Source organism: uncultured Parasphingorhabdus sp., assembly GCF_963975735.1.
GTDB lineage: Bacteria > Pseudomonadota > Alphaproteobacteria > Sphingomonadales > Sphingomonadaceae > Parasphingorhabdus.
Genome location: NZ_CAXBIA010000001.1, coordinates 329014 through 349462, shown reverse-complemented (window position 1 = coordinate 349462; position 20449 = coordinate 329014). Strand labels below are relative to the sequence as shown.

At 56.2% G+C, this 20449-nt stretch carries 14 protein-coding genes and 1 tRNA gene; 9 read left to right on the top strand and 6 right to left on the bottom strand.

The window, feature by feature from the left end:
- Positions 1-54 precede the first annotated feature (54 nt).
- Both pdxH and AACZ86_RS01650 read left to right on the top strand, forming a co-directional pair.
- Positions 55-630 carry a pyridoxamine 5'-phosphate oxidase gene (gene pdxH / locus AACZ86_RS01655; RefSeq protein ID WP_339688906.1) on the top strand — a complete coding sequence of 192 codons (576 nt, stop codon included), beginning with the start codon at positions 55-57 and terminating at the stop codon, positions 628-630.
- Entirely contained in the window at positions 627-1421 is a 795-nt protein-coding gene (locus tag AACZ86_RS01650) for a PhzF family phenazine biosynthesis protein (RefSeq protein WP_339688905.1), read from the top strand. Before pdxH ends, AACZ86_RS01650 begins: the two co-directional genes overlap by 4 nt.
- 22 nt (positions 1422-1443) lie before the next feature.
- Here the strand turns inward: AACZ86_RS01650 and AACZ86_RS01645 are convergent, their stop codons facing one another.
- Positions 1444-2586, bottom strand: a complete 1143-nt coding sequence (locus tag AACZ86_RS01645) for a serine hydrolase (protein ID WP_339688904.1) — start codon at positions 2584-2586, stop codon at positions 1444-1446.
- 71 nt (positions 2587-2657) lie between these two features.
- Here AACZ86_RS01645 and AACZ86_RS01640 point away from each other — a divergent pair, with 71 nt between their 5' ends.
- Positions 2658-2984, top strand: a complete 327-nt coding sequence (locus AACZ86_RS01640; protein WP_339688903.1) for a hypothetical protein — start codon at positions 2658-2660, stop codon at positions 2982-2984.
- Between the two features lie 14 nt (positions 2985-2998).
- On the opposite strand, the gene mnmA is transcribed toward AACZ86_RS01640, so the two are convergent.
- Positions 2999-4132, bottom strand: coding sequence for a tRNA 2-thiouridine(34) synthase MnmA (gene mnmA / locus AACZ86_RS01635; RefSeq protein ID WP_339688902.1), 1134 nt, complete (start codon positions 4130-4132; stop codon positions 2999-3001).
- Positions 4133-4775: 643 nt separating this feature from the next.
- Between mnmA and AACZ86_RS01630 the strand changes: the two genes are divergently transcribed.
- The 5 genes from AACZ86_RS01630 (at position 4776) to AACZ86_RS01610 (ending at position 11649) form a co-directional block, all read left to right on the top strand.
- On the top strand, positions 4776-5075 hold the full coding sequence (locus AACZ86_RS01630; protein ID WP_176280835.1) for a DUF1153 domain-containing protein: 300 nt from the start codon (positions 4776-4778) through the stop codon (positions 5073-5075).
- A gap of 148 nt (positions 5076-5223) precedes the next feature.
- Positions 5224-5487 (top strand): GlsB/YeaQ/YmgE family stress response membrane protein, encoded by a 264-nt coding sequence (locus AACZ86_RS01625; RefSeq protein ID WP_339688901.1) that lies wholly within the window; start codon positions 5224-5226, stop codon positions 5485-5487.
- A gap of 250 nt (positions 5488-5737) precedes the next feature.
- Positions 5738-6916, top strand: coding sequence for an efflux RND transporter periplasmic adaptor subunit (locus AACZ86_RS01620; protein ID WP_339688900.1), 1179 nt, complete (start codon positions 5738-5740; stop codon positions 6914-6916).
- Between the two features lie 27 nt (positions 6917-6943).
- Positions 6944-10369 carry an efflux RND transporter permease subunit gene (locus tag AACZ86_RS01615; protein WP_339688899.1) on the top strand — a complete coding sequence of 1142 codons (3426 nt, stop codon included), beginning with the start codon at positions 6944-6946 and terminating at the stop codon, positions 10367-10369.
- Positions 10370-10443: 74 nt separating this feature from the next.
- A complete protein-coding gene (locus AACZ86_RS01610; protein ID WP_339688898.1) occupies positions 10444-11649 on the top strand; it encodes a DUF445 domain-containing protein in 1206 nt (401 codons plus the stop codon).
- Here AACZ86_RS01610 and AACZ86_RS01605 read toward each other — a convergent pair.
- Both AACZ86_RS01605 and AACZ86_RS01600 read right to left on the bottom strand, forming a co-directional pair.
- A complete protein-coding gene (locus tag AACZ86_RS01605) occupies positions 11646-16322 on the bottom strand; it encodes an NAD-glutamate dehydrogenase domain-containing protein (RefSeq protein WP_339688897.1) in 4677 nt (1558 codons plus the stop codon). The genes AACZ86_RS01610 and AACZ86_RS01605 overlap by 4 nt on opposite strands.
- A 196-nt stretch (positions 16323-16518) precedes the next feature.
- Positions 16519-17856 (bottom strand): hypothetical protein, encoded by a 1338-nt coding sequence (locus AACZ86_RS01600; protein ID WP_339688895.1) that lies wholly within the window; start codon positions 17854-17856, stop codon positions 16519-16521.
- A gap of 227 nt (positions 17857-18083) precedes the next feature.
- Here AACZ86_RS01600 and AACZ86_RS01595 point away from each other — a divergent pair.
- Positions 18084-18159, top strand: a tRNA-Thr gene (locus tag AACZ86_RS01595).
- Positions 18160-18579: 420 nt separating this feature from the next.
- Here AACZ86_RS01595 and AACZ86_RS01590 read toward each other — a convergent pair.
- The gene (locus AACZ86_RS01590) at positions 18580-19254 is read right to left on the bottom strand and encodes a hypothetical protein (RefSeq protein ID WP_339688893.1); all 675 of its coding nucleotides are present in this window, start codon (positions 19252-19254) and stop codon (positions 18580-18582) included.
- A gap of 116 nt (positions 19255-19370) precedes the next feature.
- Entirely contained in the window at positions 19371-20363 is a 993-nt protein-coding gene (locus AACZ86_RS01585; RefSeq protein WP_339688892.1) for a sterol desaturase family protein, read from the bottom strand.
- Positions 20364-20449: the final 86 nt, after the last annotated feature.

Sequence of the window (20449 nt, the reverse complement as noted above, 5' to 3'; positions counted from 1 at the left end):
CGGGCAAAATTTTGTTTGTTTGCGGGTCGTCGACAGGATGTTACAGAATGATCCATGACCGATCCATTTTCCCTGTTCGACACGTGGTTCACCGAAGCACGCGCCACCGAAATCAATGACAGCAATGCCATGACCATCGCTACCGCCGACGCCGACGGACAACCTTCGGCGCGGATGGTATTGCTGAAAGGCCATGGCCCCGACGGCTTCATCTTCTACACCAACCAGCAAAGCCGCAAGGCTGGCGATATCGGTGAAAACCCCAAGGCCGCAATCCTGTTCCACTGGAAAAGTCTGCGCCGCCAGATCCGGATTGAAGGCCATATCTCGACGGTAGCCGATAGCCTGGCCGATGCTTATTTTGCTTCCCGCAGCAGGGATTCACAGCTCGGGGCCTGGGCCTCGGACCAGTCCCGCCCGCTCGCTGATCGCGCCACCTTCGAAGCCCGGTTCGCGGAAATGACACAGCGGTTTGAAGGCAGCGATGTGCCCCGTCCGCCGCACTGGTCGGGCTATTGCCTTACCCCCGCGCGATTTGAATTCTGGCAGGACCGGGCCCACCGGCTGCACGAACGGCGGACCTTTGTCCGCGACGGTGACGACTGGACGGAAGGACTGCTCTACCCATGACGAATCTGCCTTATTATCATGTCGACGCTTTTGCCGACCGCCCCTTTACCGGCAACCAGGCCGCGGTGATGCCGCTCGAAAGCTGGCTGGAGGATCATGCCCTGCAGGCCATCGGCGAGGAAAATAATTTTGCCGAAACCGCCTTTTACCTTCCCGATGCGAGCGGCGCGGCAGATTACGAGCTGCGCTGGTTCACTCCGACGGTGGAAATCGCGCTCTGCGGCCATGCGACTCTGGCCAGCGGCCATGTCATATTGTCCCGAGACCCCGGGTTGCAACAGGTCACTTTCCGGACACGGAAAGCTGGCATATTGACGGTGATGCGCGAGGGGGATGGCTATGCACTGGACCTTCCCGCTTACGCCCCATCTCCGAAATCCATGCCGGAAATTGTCGCTTTGGTCGGCGTCAGCCCGGTCGAAACGCAGTTTCATGAGGGTCGCTATCATATTCTTCGCTATGCCGATGCCGACGATGTTCTGGCGCTTAAACCGGACCTGAAAGCACTCGCCGCACTCGGCAATGCACAATTTATCTGCACCGCACCCGGCAAGGATACCGATGTGCTCAGCCGGGTTTTCGTACCTGGCGGCGGGGTTGACGAAGATAGCGTGACCGGATCGGCTCATGCCGTCCTGACGCCTTATTGGGCCAGACAATTGGGTCGCGACAATTTTACTGCCTATCAGGCGAGCCAGCGCGGGGGCTATGTCAATTGCCGCCTCGACGGCGACCGCGCCTGGCTGGGCGGGAAATGCGTGACCGTGGTGGAAGGCGCATTCCGCCTGTAGGCAACCCGCAAAAAGCGGATGTTTAGCCCTTTGTCGGAAACAGCGCCATGATCCGGCCGATCTGCGCGCTCATCGGTGCGAGGACATCGTCCTGGGTCTTGCCAAGCCGGACCACCGTCAGCTGTTGTTCGGGCGAAACAACAATCTGCTGCCCCAGATGGCCAAGAGCGGCAAATATCGTGTCGGGGCCATTGTCGGGAAACAATATCTGATTACGGCCCTCGGGACGCTTCTTGTTAAGCCAGATATGGCCGCCATAAGCCGGATCATTCGGCGACGATTTTTTCATGAATTTCACCCAGCTGACCGGCAAATGCTGTGCGCCTTTGCGGGCACCGTTGTGGCGCAGGAATTCTCCGAACGTGGCATAATCCCGGGCGGTGGCATGAAGGAAACTGCCGCCCAGAAATGTGCCATTCGGATCGAATTCGGGATAGGTGCCATCCATTCCGAGCGGCTCGAGCAGTCGACCCCGGATGAAGCGTAAGGTGACATCGCGCCGGACCAGCGGGTCCGTGCTCTCGGTCAAAGTGCGGGTGATGATATCGGAAAGGATGATGCTGGTGGCGCTGCTATATTCGAACTTCTCGCTCGGCTTGGCTTCCATCGGGCGCGCTTCGGCATAAGCGGCGGCATCTTGCGCGCCATCCATGAACAGCATCCGGTTGGTATCTGCCTCGAAAACGGTCTTCCCTTCCTCTCCGGCCGCTTCCGTATGATCAAGCCCGGACGACATGTGGAGCAAATGGCGCAAGGTTATGTCGCCGCGCGGGTCGCCAGGTCTTTGCCACGCCGGCACGGGAGCAGGGTCATCGAGCACCAGCCGCCCGTCCGCGACCAGAAATCCGATCAGCGCACCGGTAAAGCTTTTTGCCATCGACCAGCTGATGAACCTTGTATCTTCATCATAGCCCTCGCCATAGCGCTCGGCGATGATTTTCCCCTGATACATGACCAGAAAGGCGCGCGTCTCCGCCATTGCCGGATCTTCGAACAAGGGTGCGATTGCCGCATCGAGACGCGCCTTGGCGATCGGGCTGTCATCCGAGATATAGGCTAGTTCTGCGGCGCTTTTCTGAGGCGCTGCCTTGGTTTCGCCATTCCCTCCGCAACTGGAAAGGGCGAGCATCAGGGCCGGTATCAACGCGAGTTTAATCTTGTGCATATTGCGTCGTTGCACCAATAGAAGCCGCTATGGCAACTGTAAAAGACACATCCCGACCTCCCCGAAGCAGGATGCGGATCGCGCTATATGTCGCTGCGCTGTTCCTGCTCATCCTGATCGCCCTGTTCGTGTATAATTACAACAGCATCAGGGGACAGCTCGACATCGGCACCGGTTATGGAGCGCGGGTTGCCTGTTCCTGTCATTTTGTCGGCGGACGGGATATCGAGGATTGCGGCAAGGACTTCGAACCGGGCATGGAAGTGATAAGCCTGACGCTGGACGAGGAGCGCAAAAGGGTAACGGCCTCGGCGTTGCTGATGGAGACCGCTACCGCCGAGTTTCGCGAAGGCTGGGGTTGTGTGATGCTTACCGACGAACAGATACAGGCCGAATAGACCAGAGTCAGGACCTAGACTTCGACCCCTGCCAGCCATTGCTGCTCGACCGCGTCGGTGCAGTCTATCCAGCCACCGCCCAACACCCGCTCCTTGTGATAGAAGACAGCGGCTTGTCCCGGAGACACGCCAAATTCCGGATTGTGGAATTGCAGCTTTTGTCCTTCCAGCCGGGCCAGCGTCGGTTTTGCCATCGAGCGAACCTTGACGTCGACCGGGCCGGCATAGTCGCCGCCGATCCAGTTGATGTCGCGAAGAGAGGCTGACGCAACCGCTAGAGCGGCTTTCGGGCCGACAATCACGCGCTTGGCTTCCGGCTCCAGCCGAATCACATAGAGCGGCTCGGCTTGTCCGCCGATCTCCAGTCCCTTGCGCTGTCCGACTGTATAATGGATGAGTCCCTTGTGCCGTCCCATAAGAGTGCCGTCGATATGGACAATCTCGCCATCATCGTCCGCGTCCGGACGTAATTTGCGCACGACACTGGCATAGTCGCCATTGGGAACGAAACAGATATCCTGACTGTCGGGCTTGAAGGCCACCGCCAGTCCCATGTCTTCGGCGATTTCGCGAACCTGTGTTTTGGGCATATCGCCTAGCGGGAAACGCAAATAATCCAGCTGGTCCTGTGTCGTTGCAAACAGAAAGTAGCTCTGGTCACGCGCCGGATCATGTGCCCGATGCAATTCTGATCCATCGGGAGTCTCGACGCGACGGACATAATGACCGGTCGCCAGACAATCGGCGCCCAGTTCGCGCGACAGTTGCAGCAGATCGGTGAATTTGACGCCCATGTTGCACTGCACGCACGGAATCGGTGTTCGGCCAGCCATATATTCGTCGGCGAAGACATCCATGACCGAATCCTTGAACCGGCTGGCGTGGTCAAAAACATAATGGGCAATGCCAAGCCGGTCGGCCACGGCACGCGCGTCGCGAATATCCTGCCCCGCACAACAGCTGCCGACCCGTCCCACGGCTTTACCATGGTCATATAGCTGCAAGGTAATCCCGATGGTCTCTGCACCAGTTCGCGCTGCGAGGGCCGCGACCACGCTCGAATCGACCCCGCCAGACATGGCGACGACAATGCGCTTGCCCGTCAGATCGTCACCGAGCTGGAAATTTCCGTTGATTCTGTCTGTCATAATGAATGCAGCCCATAAAGAAGTCCTGCCGTTTGCGCCAGTGCTGCGAGCTTATCCTGTTTTGCCTCCGGATGTGGTCCATTTTGACACGAAAGCGATGGATAGGCGGAAGGTTTCCTTAACTAGTCCTAAGGCGGTGTAAACATCGCTTTTACACAAGTTTATACCTTCGCTGCTAGACCAGCGTCCATGGATTTGAACTTTCCCCATAAGACCCTGAAACGGATGGCTTTAGACAAAAGCAATACTCGTGCCGCACGCGTTGCGGATCATCGGGCATTGCTCGCTCACGCCATAGAGCGGCAGTCAACTAGCCAGTCAGCCCGGAATTATGTTGCGGCGAGTCAGGGACGGCCGGGGCTTCAGTCGGCGGCTCCAACCACCTTCATGGACGACCGGATGGCTTTTTTTGCCGGACGGATTCGGTCGGACAGGAACCGTCGCATGGAAACAGCGTTATTTGAGTCCGGCTGTTTTCGCCCGGACTTGGTACAAAGGAAAATCAACGACATGCATGAATAATCGAATTTATGAACGCGACGTTTACCTTGGCAATTCAGGTAATCGCAAAGCTCTGCTGTTACGAAGACCAGACGGAACAGAAAACAGGGCCAAATGCCGAAAGGCAAAATTTGAGGGTAGTATGATTGAAAACCAAAAAATAAAACCAGCGCAAGTTGTCGGTCCACTGGGTGAGCCACTCACCATTGGTGATTTGCCGAAACCTGGTACGACTCGCTGGGTGGTTCGCCGGAAGGCGGAAGTTGTAGCAGCCGTTAACGGTGGCCTGCTGACGGTTGATGAAGTGTGCGACCGCTATGACCTTTCCCTGGAAGAATTCGCGTCCTGGCAACGGGCTGTCGACCGTTCTGGTATGCCGGGTCTGCGCGTGACGCGAATCCAGCATTATCGGGACTTGTACGAGCGTCAGCAGAAATATTGATGGACGCTTGTTCGCTATAAAGCCTTGCGCGAAGCCCCGGACAGGCTCGACCGTTCCTTTTATTCCTTCAAGTCTGCGGTAAAATCCTCTATGTGACTGTATTCGCGAGCGTATGGATTGCACGCTCGCAAACAATCAGGAGGAACATATGGGTTGGATTATTGCATTGATCGTCGGCGGTATTGCGGGCTGGCTGGCCAGCATGGTGATGGGCCGTGATGCCTCCATGGGCGTCTTCTGGAACATCATCGTCGGCATCATCGGCTCGGTAATCGGCAATTTTGTCGGCCGCTATTTCGGTTTTGGCGGCAGCATTCAGGAATTTTCAATCATCGGCTTGTTCACCGCTTTTGTCGGTGCAGTGGTACTATTGCTGATACTGAATCTCATCCAGCGCGGCCGGGTCCGTTAAAACCCGCTTTTCCGTATAATATTAGAGACTTGGGGGGCTGGTTCGTTTACGGACCGGCCCTTTCGTAAGATGATGTCGGTTGTTCGTCGAAGCATGGCTTGTAAAACTGGCCGAATACTGTTCCAGCTTGCCGCCGGTGCCATATTCGGATAACACAGTCGATGAAAATCTGAATTGACCGGAAAATCAGCGATTCTTTTGTGTATTGCCGTTCAAAAATGCGATATGGGCCTGACCGAAGAGTAAAAATATGAACTATGAGTCCACCATTCCCAGCAATGAAATCTCGATTATGGACGACCCTGTGCAGCGTAGTGCCAACCGCCGCCCCCTGATTATCGGAGCGGCTGTGGTTCTGGCGCTCCTGCTGGCGTATATCGGTTATCATTATTTCTTCGGCGCCCCGGGCGATGACGAAGCTGTCAGTCAGGCACCCATGGTTACGGTCATGGCTCCCGGCAAGCAGCAGGTAACGCGAACGATCAACGCAACAGGAACATTGGCGGCACGGCGGGAGATTCCGGTTAGCGTGGTCGGTGAAGGCGGTCGGGTAACCAATGTATATGTCGACGCTGGCGACTGGGTGAAGCAGGGCCAGATCATGGCCTCTATCGACCGGTCCGTTCAATCCCAGCAAGCAGCGGGGCTCGAGGCGTCGGTCAGCGTTTCCCGAGCCGACCTTGAACTGGCGCAGTCCAACCTGGATCGTGCAGCACAGCTGGTCGAGCGGGGATTTATTTCCAAGGCAGATATCGACCGGTTGACAGCAACCCGCGATTCCGCCGCAGCCCGTCTGCGCCTGTCACAGGCACAGTTGAACGAAACCCGGGCGCGCAACAGCCGCCTGAATATCGTGGCTCCCAAGGCCGGCTTCGTATTGGAACGCAATGTCGAACCCGGACAGACAGTAACCCAGGGAAGTGGCATTCTCTTTGTGCTCGCACAAAATGGAGAAATGGAATTACAGGCCCGGCTTGGCGAAAACGATCTGGCCAATATTTCGGTAGGCATTTCCACCCAAGTAACCCCGGTCGGTACCACCAAGGTTCTGACCGGACAGGTGTGGCAAATCTCTCCAACCATTGATCCGCAATCCCGGCAGGGTATCGCCAGAATTTCTCTCGGCTATGATAGCGCCTTGCGACCAGGCGGGTTCGCCAGCGCATTGATCGAGAGCGGGACTTCCGAGGTTGCTATATTGCCCGAATCTGCCTTGCAAAATGATAGCAAGGGAAGCTTTGTCTATATTGTCGGACCGGACAATAAGGCGGAGCGGCGCGACGTCGTCATTGGCGCGGTATCTCCCGCGGGACTTTCCATCACGTCAGGATTAACCGGAAACGAAAAAGTTGTACTTCGCGCAGGCGGCTTCCTGAGCCCCGGCGAGACCGTGCAGACGAAAGTCCAAAAGAAAGCAGGCGGCGCGTGAGTCGTTCGCAAATTTGAGGCCTGATCGATGAACCTTCGTAATATTTCCGCCTGGAGCACGCGCAATCCAGTGGCCCCGCTCGTGCTCTTCGCAGCGTTACTTTTTGCGGGTTTGCTGAGCTTCAATCGGATGGATGTCGTAAACAATCCGGATGTCGAATTTCCGGCTGTTTCCGTACGAATTTCCCAGCCAGGCGCAGCACCGACCGAGATCGAAAACCAGATCACCCAGCTGGTGGAGTCAGCGGTTCGCTCGATCAGCGGCGTCAAGAATATAAGCTCGACCGCAAGCGAAGGCAGCAGCAGCACATTTGTCGAGTTCGAAATTGGCGCGGACGTAAACAACGCCGTTAATGAAGTAAAAAATTCTGTTGATCAGATTCGCGGATCCCTGCCAGATGGTATCCTGGAACCGCAAGTGTCGAAAGTCGATGCCGTGGGCGGTCCGATCGCGTTCTTTGCCGTCAAAGCCGACGACATGACGGTCGAACAGCTCAGCTGGTTCGTCGATGATACAGTGGTCAAGCGGCTATTATCCGTCGATGGAATGGCCGAGGTCGACCGTTTTGGCGGAGTTGACCGGGAAATCAGGGTCATCCTGCAACCCGGACGGATGCAGGCGCTTGGCGTTACCGCAAGCCAGATCAACAGTGCGTTGCGCCAGATCAACATCAATGCTGCTGGTGGACGTGCAGAAGTAGGCGGCACCCGGCAGTCCGTCCGCGTTCTGGGCAACGCCGACGATGCTTATGATTTGTCCCAGACGCAGATATCCCTGGGCAACGGCCAGACAATCAAGTTGAGTGACGTTGCAGAAGTTACCGACTCCTTCGGCGAACGCAGTTCGATCAGCAAGGTGAAGGGCGTGGAGGTCGTCAATTTCTCGATGACCCGAGCGCGCGGAGCTTCCGATGTGACGGTTTATGACAATGCAATCGAGGTCATGGACAAGATCAAGGCAGAAGTTCCGGGGATTGAATTCATTCCGCTTTTCAACAGCGTTACCTATACCAAATCACAGTATAAAAGTTCGATGCTCTCCATGATTGAAGGCGCGATCCTCGCCGTTGTCGTGGTTTTCATTTTTCTGCGCGACTGGCGGGCAACGGTTATTTCTGCCATTGCCATACCATTGTCCGCGATACCGACATTCTGGTTCATGGATCTGCTCGGATTCAATCTGAACTTCCTTTCATTGCTGGCGCTGGGCCTGGTTGCAGGTGTGCTGGTCGACGATGCCATTGTCGAGATCGAGAATATCGTGCGCCATATGCGCATGGGGAAAACCGCCTATCAGGCATCGATTGATGCCGCCGACGAGATCGGTCTCGCGGTTGTCGCCACGTCATTCTGTATTGTCGCCGTCTTCCTGCCGGTTGGGCTGATGCCCGGTATATCCGGTCAGTTCTTCAAAAACTTCGGCATAACTGTGGTTGTGTCGGTGCTGATGAGTCTTGCGGTCGCGCGTATGATAACGCCAATGGTTGCCGCCTATTTCCTGAAGTCCCACGGCCAGGCCGAACATGGCGAAGGGGTCTGGATGGACCGATATATGGCCCTGCTGCAGTGGGTATTGGATCGATCATCTGCCGACCGCGTCCGGCAGACGCTGGTTCCTGCCAAAGCCTCATGGTGGCAGTATCTCGTCGGTTTCATATTGTTTGCGTTGATAGTTGCAGCGTTCGTCGGCATCTCGTTTTCTCTCGGGATGTTTATCAACGGATTACTATCGACTTTGATACCGAGCGACTTTTTACGAGCCCTTTTGAGTCTGATTGTCGGCGTAACCGCTGGTCTCGCAGGCGCAACCTTGCTGGCACGGATAATCAAAATTTCGAGCGGTATTCTCGGTAGCCGCTTTGCCGACTGGTATGCCTATCGTTCCGGTCGCTTTCGGGCGCGAGGCTATGATCATCGCATGTGGATGATGGCAATCGGTATCCTTGCCTTTGGCCTGACGGTCATATTGTTCGCGATTACACCAAGTGAATTTCAGCCGACCACAAATCAGGACAATAGTCGTATTCAGATTGAGGTTGTGCCTGGAACGACGCTTGAACAGACCGAAAAAATTGCCGACCGGGTGTCCGACCTTATGTATGCTCAGCCCGAAGTTGACCGCGCTCTGACGCGGGTTCGCGAAACCAACGCAACAGTCTTCGTGAGCCTGAAGGAAGATCGCAAAAAGACCTCGATGGAATTTGAGCGCAGCCTGTCACCGGAACTTCAGAAAATTCCGGATGCCCGGATTTCCTTCCAGTCACAAAATGGCGGCGGCGGAACCGGACGCGATATTTCCATCATGCTGACCGGTTCGGATCCGGATCTGCTTGATTCCACCGCTGCCCAATTGGTGGAGCAGATGAAAGAGGTTAGTGAAGTGCGCGCTCCGCGGATCGCATCCGACCTCAGCCGTCCAGAGATCATCATCACTCCACATATGGATCTCGCATCCCAGCTTGGCGTAACCACTGCTTCGCTGAGCCAGATCATCCGGATCGCCACATTGGGCGAAATTGATCAGAATGCTGCAAAATTTTCGCTGTCGGACCGGCAAATTCCGATCCGTGTCATGTTGCCGCTCGCATCGCGGGCCGATCTGACAACTATCGAAAATCTGCCAATCCCGATTGCGACCGGCGGAACGGTTCCGCTCAGCCGCGTCGCCACCGTCAGTTTTGGATCCGGGCCGACATCGATTCAGCGCTACAACCAGAATCGCCGGACGTTTATCGGCGCGGATCTTGGTCCGGACGTGGTCAAAGGCGATGCCATGGAGAAGATCTTCGAGCTTCCCATCATGAAGAATCTGCCCACCGGCGTATCCAACGAAGCCTTTGGTGAAGACGAGTGGCAGCAGGAACTGGCGGTCAATTTCATGATCGCCTTGATCGCTGGCATATTGCTCGTCTTCGCGACGCTCGTGCTACTCTACAAACGGTTGATGTCGCCACTGGTCAACATGGGCTCGCTCGCGCTGGCCCCGCTTGGCGGCATGTTACTGGTCTGGGCTACGGGTACATCACTATCCATGCCGGTGCTGATCGGTGTGCTTATGCTGCTTGGTATCGTCAGTAAAAACTCCATTCTGCTGATCGATTTTGCGATCGAGGAAATGCAGAAAGGCGTTCCGAAGTTCGAGGCAATCATGGATGCCGGACACAAGCGTGCCCAGCCGATTGTCATGACCACAGTGGCGATGACCGCAGGCATGGTGCCGACAGCCCTATCCCTGTCTGGCGATGGCGCCTGGCGCGCACCGATGGGCATTGTCGTAATCGGCGGCCTGATCGTTTCGACCTTGCTGACTCTGGTCATCGTGCCCGCAGGATTTAGCCTGGCGGACGGATTCGAACGGCGCGCAGGCCCGTGGTTACGCAAAAAAATGCTTACCTACGAGCCCGGCGATGATCACCATGATCGACCCGGTGCGGAGGTCCAGCCCGCCGAGTGAAGCCAATTTCTTCCCAGACAGGCAGCAGAGGCGGCGTAAACTCTGTCACGACAACCAAAAATGCTGGCCAGGATATGAAAATCATCGCCACCGGCATGCTGGTGGTCATGGCGATCATATATTTCACATCGAAAAGCTACGAAGCGGTGCATCCGGCACTGGGTTTTGTTCGTGCCTTCGCCGAGGCGGCGATGGTCGGCGGGCTTGCAGACTGGTTCGCTGTCACCGCCCTGTTCCGCCACCCGATGGGTATTCCGATCCCGCATACAGCGATCATTCCGCGCAACAAGGACCGGATCGGCGACACGCTGGCCAATTTCCTCAAGGATAATTTCCTGATTTCGCGCCTGGTTGCGCAGCGGATGAGACATGTCGATCTTGCCAGCGGCATCGGTCGTTTTCTGAAGTCGCCCAGCGGCGGCGAAGGGCGACTTAAATTCGGCGCCTCCCGGCTGCTTGGTGATGCCATTGCCTCGCTCGACAAGGACCGTCTCGGAACCATGTTCAAGGGCGCCGTCAAGAAGCAGGCCGTAGGCCTCGACATCGCGACACCGATGGGACAGATTCTGGCAGCGGTCATGGCCGAAAAACGCCATGGCCCATTGATCGATTCCTCTATCCGATGGGCCTATCGCACGCTGGACACCAATGAAGCGGTGATCTGCAATATCGTGACCGATCGCGCCAATGCAGTGATGCGCTGGACCGGCCTGGACGACCGGGTCGCCAACGAGGTACTCGACGGTCTCTACAAGTTGCTCGCCGACATGGCGGCCGATCCCGATCATCCGGTTCGGGCCAAAACAGAAGAGAGTCTCGAACAACTCGCCGCAGAATTGCAGCATGATCCGGAGCTTCGCGAGAAGGTCAACGAGTGGAAGCTCGAGATGATTGAAAATCCGGCCATTGCGTCCTGGCTTGACGGAATCTGGGAGCAAGGCAGAGAGGCACTGCTGCGTGCGGCCCGTGACCCCGACGCTGCGCTGGCGGGCCAATTTGGCGACGCGCTGATCCAGCTGGGCAACAGCCTGCAGCAGGACAAATTGCTCAACCGCCAGATCAACCGGTTTGGCCGTCGCGCCGTCATCGGCGTTGTCGCAAGCTACGGCGACAATATCGTCAAGCTGGTGTCAGAGACGATACGCGACTGGGATGCGCAGACGATCACCGACCGGGTCGAAAATGCCGTTGGTCGCGACCTGCAGTTCATCCGCGTCAACGGCACGCTGGTCGGCGGTCTGGTCGGCCTGTCCCTTCATACGCTGGGATATTGGATCTAGCGCGACAGCAACAGACGCGCCTGCCCTGCAATTTGTGCCAGCATCGCAATCGAGGGTTTCGACGACTGCTGCGCCCGGTCCATGATCTTTCTGAACTGGGCGACGCGATCGATATTGCGTTCGGACCAGCTTTCGACAAATTGCGGCATATCCTTGCCCCGGGTCCGGCGCAGGAAATCGAGACGCATCTGCTGAAAATCGCGGGCCAGACCAGCCACCAGCAAACGATCCCAGGGATCGGACGGATTGATCCGGGTCGCGGTCATTTGCGCCCAGTCGAGTCCCAGCTGGCTGCCAAGCGCGGTGAAGGCAGCGGCCACGTCCAAAGCATCAATTTCGCGGCTATGGGCAAGATAGGCGATGCCGGCGGCCCCGTCATTCTTGTAGATATCGGCGATTTTCGCAGCGATCTCCGGAGTGGCCCCTGCCTCGACCATCGATTTCGTCTGTTTTGCGGCCTGCAAGCGCCCTTCGGCGGTTATCAGATTTTCTACATTCTCGTTGAGCGCAGTCACGCCCGGCGCCAGCATATTGACGGTATCGTCGATACGATCGTCGGACACGCCGATCCGCATCAGATCCGCCATGTGCGAGCGCAGGACGTAAGCCAGGCGATCGAAAAGGGCGATCCTGATATCTTCCCCGATCTCGGCTACTTCCAGCGCCTGCCACAGCCGGTCTGCGTGGAACAGCCGTTCCGCCATGACGAACGCGCGCGCCACTTCTCCGAGCGAACAGCCTTCTTCCTCGGCCAGTTCAAACGGGTCAATCAGTCCCAGCCGGTTGATCATCCGGTTTGCCAGCTTGGTGGCAATGATTTCGCGGCGCAACTGGTGATGGAGGACCGCCGATTCATGGCCTTCCTGCATCGCGAGCGGGAATGCCAGAAGCAGTTCGCTGTTCAGGCCGGGATCATCGCCCAGGTCGCTATTTTCGATGGCATCCTGCAACACCAGCTTGGCGGTCGAGATCAATACGGCCAGTTCGGGACGGTATAGCCCCTTGTTGTCCTGACCCCGACGGATCAGGTCTTCATTGCTGGCCAGCCCTTCAACGGCCCGGTTCAAATGACCTTGTTCTTCAAACTGATCGATCAGCCGAACATAAGACGGCAGGTTCTTTGCGCCGCCCATTTCCGCGATCGAGAGACCCAGGGCCTGCAGCCGGTTGTCTTCCAGAACCAGCGCACCGACATCGTCGGTCATCGATTCAAGCAGAATATTTCGCGCATCCGGCTTCAACTGGCCGCTGACCAGTTCCGCATTGAGCGCGATCTTGATGTTGACTTCATTGTCCGAGCAATCGACGCCGGCGCTATTGTCGATAAAATCGGCATTGAGCCGTCCGCCTTTGGCAGCGAAGGCGATACGTGCGGCCTGCGTAATGCCGAGATTGGCACCCTCGCCAATCACCTTGACCCGCAGTTGCTCGGCATCGAGGCGAATCTTGTCGTTGGCCGGGTCGCCCACTTCGATGTGGTTCTCGGAAGCCGCCTTCACATATGTGCCGATGCCGCCAAACCACAGCAGATCGGCGTTACAGGCCAATATCGCCCTCATCAATTTGGACGGCGTCGTCTCGGCGTCGTCGGGCAGACCGAGCAGACTGCCGATTTGCTTCGAGATTTTGATTGTCTTCGAGCTGCGCGAGAATACGGCTCCGCCTTTGGATATCAGCTTCTTGTCATAATCATCCCAGCTGGAGCGCGGCAATTCAAACAGTCTTTTGCGCTCGACCCAGCTTTTTGCAGCATCGGGATCCGGATCTATGAAAATATGACGATGGTCAAAGGCAGCAACGATCTTCAAGCTCTTCGACAGCAGCATGCCATTGCCGAACACGTCACCCGACATGTCGCCGACACCGACGACGGTAACGGGTTCACTCTGCACATCAACGCCCATTTCCGCAAAATGACGCTGCACGGACACCCACGCACCGCGCGCGGTGATCCCCATCGCCTTGTGATCATAGCCATTGCTGCCGCCACTGGCGAAGGCATCACCCAACCAGAAACCCCGTTCGATTGCGATCTGGTTGGCGATATCGGAAAAGCTGGCTGTACCCTTGTCGGCTGCGACAACGAAATAGGGGTCATCTTCGTCAAGACGCTCAACCTGCGAAGGAGGAACGACTTTGCCTTCGACAATATTGTCGGTCACCGACAGCAGCGCGCTGATGAAGATTTTATAGGCTTCGATCCCTTCGGCGACAAACGCGTCGCGGTCATCACCCGAAGGCAGTTGCTTGGCAAAGAACCCGCCCTTCGCACCCGTCGGAACAATCACCGCATTCTTGACCCGCTGGGCTTTCATCAAACCCAATATCTCGGTGCGGAAATCATCCCGCCGGTCCGACCAGCGCAAACCGCCACGAGCCACGGGACCTGCCCGCAAATGGATGCCCTCGACGCGCGGACTGTAGACAAATATTTCCCGCCAAGGCACCGGAGCCGGAAGTTCCGGAATTTTGGCGCTCTCTATCTTGAACGCCAGCGCTTCACCGGCCCGATAGGCGAAAGCATTGGTGCGCAATATGGATTCGATAACCGCACGGAACAGGCGCAGGATACGATCATCGTCAATCGCGTGAACGCTGACCAGAGCCCCATCCATATCCCGTGTCGCGAGACCCGCAGCCTGCGACCGGTCGCCTTCGAACGCCGGATCATGCAGGGCACGGAAAAGTTTGATCATCGCCGCGGTGACATCCGGAGCCTCGGCCAAAGCCTCGACAACCGTCATCAGGCCGTAGCTCAGACCGGTTTGACGCAAATAGCGGAACCAGGCCCGCATCCACACTGTCGACCGGGCATCAATGCCCGCGGTCGTGATCAGCTGGTTAAAGGCGTCATTCTCGGCTTCACCGTCCAGTACGCTGGTTATCGCCGCTTCTATTTCATCAGCGCGGGCAATCAGGCTGTCACACCGTTCCTTGGATCGCAGTTCGAGCAGAAAATCGTGAATATAGCCCAGCCGGCCATCATCCAGCGGAGTCGGAACCGATTCGAGCACGGTAAAACCGAAATTCTCCAGCGTCGGAACAGCATCCGACAGTGGCAAAGCACCACCCAGATGATAGATTTTCAACCGCAGCAAATGCTCGGCATCGCTGGCCAGCCGGTAAAGCCGGGTCGACCGCTGGCCGCCTCGTTCGAGCTTGAACAGCCGCATGATGTCCTTCGCGGCTTCCATTGCACCATAGGTGGACTGATAGGTGCCCGGGAAACAATTTGCATAACGCTGCGCCAGCACTGCCGAGCGGTTTTCCTGCCCGGCTTCTCTCAGATTCCGTTCGACTTCCGGTTTCCATCCCCGGACCATATTCTCCAGTTCCTGATCAAGCAGATCAGGGTCGGGAACCTTGCCATCGACGCCCATGTCGAGCGTGTAGCGCAGGGAAGACACACCGCCTTCTTCCAGAGTATTGGACCAGCTCAATATTTTCGCGCCGGTCGCGTCCGTCAGCATTTTCTCGACATTTTCCCGGCGTTCGGTCGAAAGCTGCTCGCGCGGGAGCCATACGAAGGCAAACAGATGGCGGGCCAGTGGCGATATGACACTGTGCAACTTGGGTCGCGGACGATCGATCAGCGACATCGAGATCAGCGCAAGTTTTTCAAGATCATCCTGCGCGAAAGTGATCAACATATCATGCGGCAGCGCCGTCAACGCATGGGTAAGGCTTTTTCCTGCATGACCTGATTCGGAAAATTCGAACTTGTCGAACAACCGGGTCAGCTGGGTGCGCAATACCGGAATATTTTCCGGCGCGGCAGCAAGCGCGGCGCTGGTCCACATGCCGGAAATGATCGACAGGGCGGAAATCTTGCCCTTTTCCCTCACCGGGACGATGATCAGATCCATCAGGACATGGCGATGGACCGTTGACAGCTGATTGGATTTGATAATCAGCGGTGCCTTGCCACCATTTTCAAACCATTCGAAAGCGCGGCGCCGGCTTTCTTCGGACAGGATCGGTTGCGGTCGCATCCGTGCCAGCCCGAGCTTCTGCTTGCGATCTCCGGCGTTATTGACGATCTCGTGGCCGAGCAAGGTGAGATTCCGGTCGAGGAACCAGCGCAGCAAGGTCGCCCCCTCGCCTTCCGGAAGCGCATCGGCATTTTCACCCAGTACGATTTGCAACTTCAGCCAGTCGGTGACGGCGGCGGCAATATCTTTGAGATTCGAACGTAGCGTCTTGATCAGCTCCCGGCGGATACGGGCGTCGGTCCGTTCAAGCTCGATGTAGATTATCGATTCGCGTTTCTCGCCGCTTGTCGCCTGTTCGGTTATCTCTGTCAGATGACCCTTGGCATCCCGCCGTACCGCGACCACCGGATGGATTAGCCGCTCCACCGTCAGACCGAAACCGGCAATCGTTGCGCAAACGGAGTCGACCAGGAAGGGCATGTCGTCATTGACTATCGCGAGACGCAAATGCCTGTGATTTTGCTGGCCGCTGACGCTTTCCAGCGACAGGCTGGCTTCGCTGCCCTGCCGTTCGTGCGCACATCGCAAGGTGAACCGCGCCGCTTCTTCACAAGCCTTTTTATCAAAACCGATATTCTCGCCCGGCAAGGCGCTTTCGCGGAACGCGGCGATCAGCGCCGTTTCGAGCCTGTTAGCGGTTTTGCCTGTTTGTCCGGATTTTGATTTGAGACTGGCTGCCATGTTTCCCCCAGATGGATCGAGACGAGTTGGAAACCCGTCAGCATGGCATAGGCTATGCGCCCAATCCCCAAGCCGCTCAAGAGGCTAGCCGGACCTTTTGGATGCTATTTGGGGATTATTGGGAATAGTGATATTTTGGTTACATAAGCTACTATCAGCCGCGCAACGAGAAGCAAGGTCCCGCCGCGAGCGGCAATCAGAATTGCGTATGTTTGAGCGCCTGTCCGGTCAGCTTGTCATTGCCGCGTACCGGTCCGACAATGGCCAGATCGCCGTTCGCATCCTTGCGCGCGACGAGCACCACAAATTCGGAATCTCCGGCTTCGATATCCTGCAACTGCCGAGAAGGTGCGGAGCGAAGTTTCGCCAGCAGATCTTCGCCAACAGCCCGAGCTTTCGTCAGCAGACCGGTCGGCCTATTGGCTTCGCGCTCGGCATGGACAATCGCCTTCAGTCCACCATCGTGATGCCTGAGCAAATTACCGAGTGCGCCCTTTTCAATTGCATTGCGATCTGCATATTTGAGCGCTGTCGCATATTCGGTCAGCCTGGTTTTGTCATATTGAGCGCCAAATACCAGCTTCACAATCGGTGTCATCGGCGCACGGTCCTGGACCGTCAGACCGGAATCTTCGAGCAGCATCCGGTAATCGTCCGGATATTGCTCGGTCATCAGATAGAAATCATAGGCCTGACTGATCGCAGAATAGAGCGCGACACGGCTGCGCTCTACGCAATCAGCGGCATCGTCGGCACTGTTCCGGGCGGCGCACAACCAGTCCGCGAGACTTGCCTCCTCATCGAGCGGTTCGGCAACTGCATTGGCGCTATCGTCCAGCGCAAGCTCCAGTTCCGAAGTGAGTTCGAACTCGTCCAGATAGGTCGAATGCGGTCCATCGTCCCAGACCGGTCCTGCCGCAATCTTTGCCGGTGCTGCCAGCATCGCTTCGGACACCTCATCCTCGATTTCCTGCCGGACGGCGTCGGCTGCGACCTCTTTCCAGTTGATCACGCCGTAGATGAAATCAATAGTGTCGTCGTCGGTCGAGAAGGGCAGCAATATGCCGCGATACATGATCGTGATGCCGCGTTGATTGACGAATTCGGCTTCAAAACCGATCGGTGCCTGATTGGCGATAATCTGCAGATAATGGTCGGTGATCCGCGACAGCAGCGAACGTGCAGGCACGTCGGCGATCGACGTGATCGAATCATCGATCTCGCATTCGTCGCGCAGCGCCCGGCCGAGAAACTGGATTGTCGGATTTTCAAAACCATCGGTAAAGTCGAGCAAAACACTATTCGGTCCGAAATCGTCATCGGATTCAGGCTCCAGATCTTCTACGCTCGGAAATTGTCGCTCGCCCAGAAGACCGGCCCAAAAATTATAGGCGCGCACATGCATGCGGCGCTCGTCCTGACCAATGGCAGGCGGCGCTTCGACGGCGCCGTCATCCTCTTCATAGACGTTATAGTCAGGGGCCGAAGCCAAATCCTGATCGTTAAGTTCGCCGTGATTTCGTAGGTTTTCCATGCTTCCCCACTGCAATTCCATTGGTTCCACCCTGATATGCATTGCCCATGGTAAATATATGGTAAATTTCCCGATAATGACCTTCGGGCAGGATTGGCATGATAAGCGCGCAAACACACATCATCGCCCGATTTATCGACTGTGCGGACTTGTCACGGCAAAGCTGTGCTGGTAATGGCGCGCGATCAATGAAAACGCATGAGCCCACGCCCATCCGTTTCGGCGATGCCGCTTTAGCTCAGTTGGTAGAGCATCGCATTCGTAATGCGGGGGTCAGAGGTTCGAATCCTCTAAGCGGCACCATCACTCTCACCCTAGTAAAATCGCGCTTGCTGCTGGAGTTGCCCAATCGTGGGCGCGCTTGTCTGCAATAATTCAAAAGGTGCTGCTGGACTTGCGTGAAGAAACCAGCCTTTTTGGGAATATGGATAACGGTGAAAAATTTGACGCGATCAAAAAAGCCAAATCGCAAAAATCATTAGACTGACAATACTCCGGATCCCGGAAAAAGTTGAAAAGCAAGGTGCAGTCAGCACTTGGAAAGGTTGCGCCTTCGCAAAGCTGAGAAAGACGTCCCTATTATTATATATATTCACCGTACTGAGCGGCGAAAGTCTGTTTCAGGCTTGCCTTCGCGGTATTTCGGCCCATTGATATCTCGAACTTCTCAATCGGCAAATTGATAAGGGTGCAGCAGCTATTGATGGGAATGAAGTTCGAATATCATTCCCGACTAAGTCGTTCGACGGGATTTATGTCATTAGCCGACGGCATATCTGACAATATCCTGCGAAACCTCGACTTCATTAGCCATGGCTCAAGAATGCGTCCTACGACATAGAGTGTCGCGAAGATCGCCGCTAAAATATAAGCGGTCTTGGGCGAGTATTTTTTATATTTTTCTTTTTCTTTTTCCTTTTTATCCGGCTTTTCCGGTGCGGGTGCACCCAAGGCCACGTCCAGCCAGTGCAACGTCACCTCCTTGTCCGCTTCTTCGTCCTTTTTCGATTTGTCAGTATCTTTTCCGGATTTGTCTGCTGCCTCGGCTTTGGACTTTTCATATTCTCCAATGGCTACGTTAACCTGGCCCAACGCCAGAAACAGCAATGGCGCCAGAAAACAGGCCAGCAACGCCGGGCTGGTCACATTATATGTGAGCACCGAACGCCCTTCCCGCTCGCCGACCGTCAGCGTGCCGCGGGTAAACGTCGCCAGCTTGTCCTGCGCGGCGGGATTATGCTTGTTAAATGTCAGTGTGTCGCCTGCGATCTCGTAGCTTGTCCCATTCGTCTGGAATAGGGGATCAAGCTTGTCGAAGGCAGTTGCCGGGGACATTCGGGTCTCGAGGGGCAGCGAGCCCTTCACACGCCAGATGCGGTCTATGAAAGGCAATTTCACTTACAATTCCTTCAGCAAGTTCCGGGAAGGGAGAAAGCCTGTCGCTTCGCAACACTCAGCGGCAAATATGTGCCATGCCGTGAGAAAATCGCTTCAGGCGAGGACGAAAGGATCAACTATTCGGCCGGTATGGCGGTTGGGGGCTCCCGGCGAGCCTGAATCCGTGCCTTGATTGACTTGTAGCCTTCAGTGAACGGGAAGGTCATGGTCTCGTTGATCGGCATCCGTCGTCCGCCTTCCATTCCGAGTAATTCCGCCTCGCCATCGACACAGGTTCCGAAGAGGCGGTCAAAAATGATCCAGCTGGCACCATAGTTGCTGCGTGTAGCTTCATAATCTTGTGAGTGGTGCACGCTGTGGTGCTCGGTGGTGTTGAACAGGAACCGCCACCAGCGGGGCGAATTGAAACGGACATTGATATGTTGGTATACGCCGACAGTCAGACCGATTGCGCCTGCAAGCAGAAAGGCGCGCGGGATGAAATCGAAGAAGCCGCCGATACCCAGGCCGATCAGGAACAGTTCGATAGGATTGCCGACCGCGCCCTTGTTGATGTTCAGTTGGGTGATATAGTGATGCGGAGCATGGGTCAGCCAAAGGGGATGCCAATTGTGCATGCCGCGATGCATCCAATATTGACCAAATTCGAAAATCAGCGAGATCATGAGCGCCTGCACCAGCAGTGGCAGATCAGTGAACCAGGAGAATTTATCCCAGTCAAACGAGTTCTGGATCGCTTCAATCATTACTCCGTCGCCGATATAATTGTCGACCATGCGGAGCAGTGTGTAACCGAGCCCGACGTAGAACAGATCGGTTGCACATTCCTTCCACGTGAGACGCCAGCTTTCGTAGCGCGGGTTGACCCATTCGAGTCCCAGCAGAAATAGCTTGAAACAGATGCCGAGCCAGATGGCGGTCGATGCGACGGCAATGGAATTGGGTGCGTAATACCAGAAGGCCAGAACAGCGAAGAGCACGGTGGGTTGAAAATAGGTGAATATGAACTGCTTGGCGGGACCGCCTTCGACCCTGCCGATGTTTTCCCATCCGACTGTGACGGGCGCGTCAGCCCCAATAATCCTGTTTCCTACCCGAACTCCGTTCATACCGCCTACCTCTTTCATCTGAGGGCCAAGGCCCAGGAATAGCTACTGCCCGAGCGCTAAACCGGCCCGGTATTGCAGTGTCTCTC

Bases quoted from the DNA above. Each gene is read 5' to 3' on its own strand.
- pdxH (WP_339688906.1), top strand. From the start codon at position 55: ATGACCGATCCATTTTCCCTGTTCGACACGTGGTTCACCGAAGCACGC.
- AACZ86_RS01650 (WP_339688905.1), top strand. From the start codon at position 627: ATGACGAATCTGCCTTATTATCATGTCGACGCTTTTGCCGACCGCCCC.
- AACZ86_RS01645 (WP_339688904.1), bottom strand. From the start codon at position 2,586: ATGCACAAGATTAAACTCGCGTTGATACCGGCCCTGATGCTCGCCCTT.
- AACZ86_RS01640 (WP_339688903.1), top strand. From the start codon at position 2,658: ATGCGGATCGCGCTATATGTCGCTGCGCTGTTCCTGCTCATCCTGATC.
- mnmA (WP_339688902.1), bottom strand. From the start codon at position 4,132: ATGACAGACAGAATCAACGGAAATTTCCAGCTCGGTGACGATCTGACG.
- AACZ86_RS01630 (WP_176280835.1), top strand. From the start codon at position 4,776: ATGATTGAAAACCAAAAAATAAAACCAGCGCAAGTTGTCGGTCCACTG.
- AACZ86_RS01625 (WP_339688901.1), top strand. From the start codon at position 5,224: ATGGGTTGGATTATTGCATTGATCGTCGGCGGTATTGCGGGCTGGCTG.
- AACZ86_RS01620 (WP_339688900.1), top strand. From the start codon at position 5,738: ATGAACTATGAGTCCACCATTCCCAGCAATGAAATCTCGATTATGGAC.
- AACZ86_RS01615 (WP_339688899.1), top strand. From the start codon at position 6,944: ATGAACCTTCGTAATATTTCCGCCTGGAGCACGCGCAATCCAGTGGCC.
- AACZ86_RS01610 (WP_339688898.1), top strand. From the start codon at position 10,444: ATGAAAATCATCGCCACCGGCATGCTGGTGGTCATGGCGATCATATAT.
- AACZ86_RS01605 (WP_339688897.1), bottom strand. From the start codon at position 16,322: ATGGCAGCCAGTCTCAAATCAAAATCCGGACAAACAGGCAAAACCGCT.
- AACZ86_RS01600 (WP_339688895.1), bottom strand. From the start codon at position 17,856: ATGGAAAACCTACGAAATCACGGCGAACTTAACGATCAGGATTTGGCT.
- AACZ86_RS01585 (WP_339688892.1), bottom strand. From the start codon at position 20,363: ATGAACGGAGTTCGGGTAGGAAACAGGATTATTGGGGCTGACGCGCCC.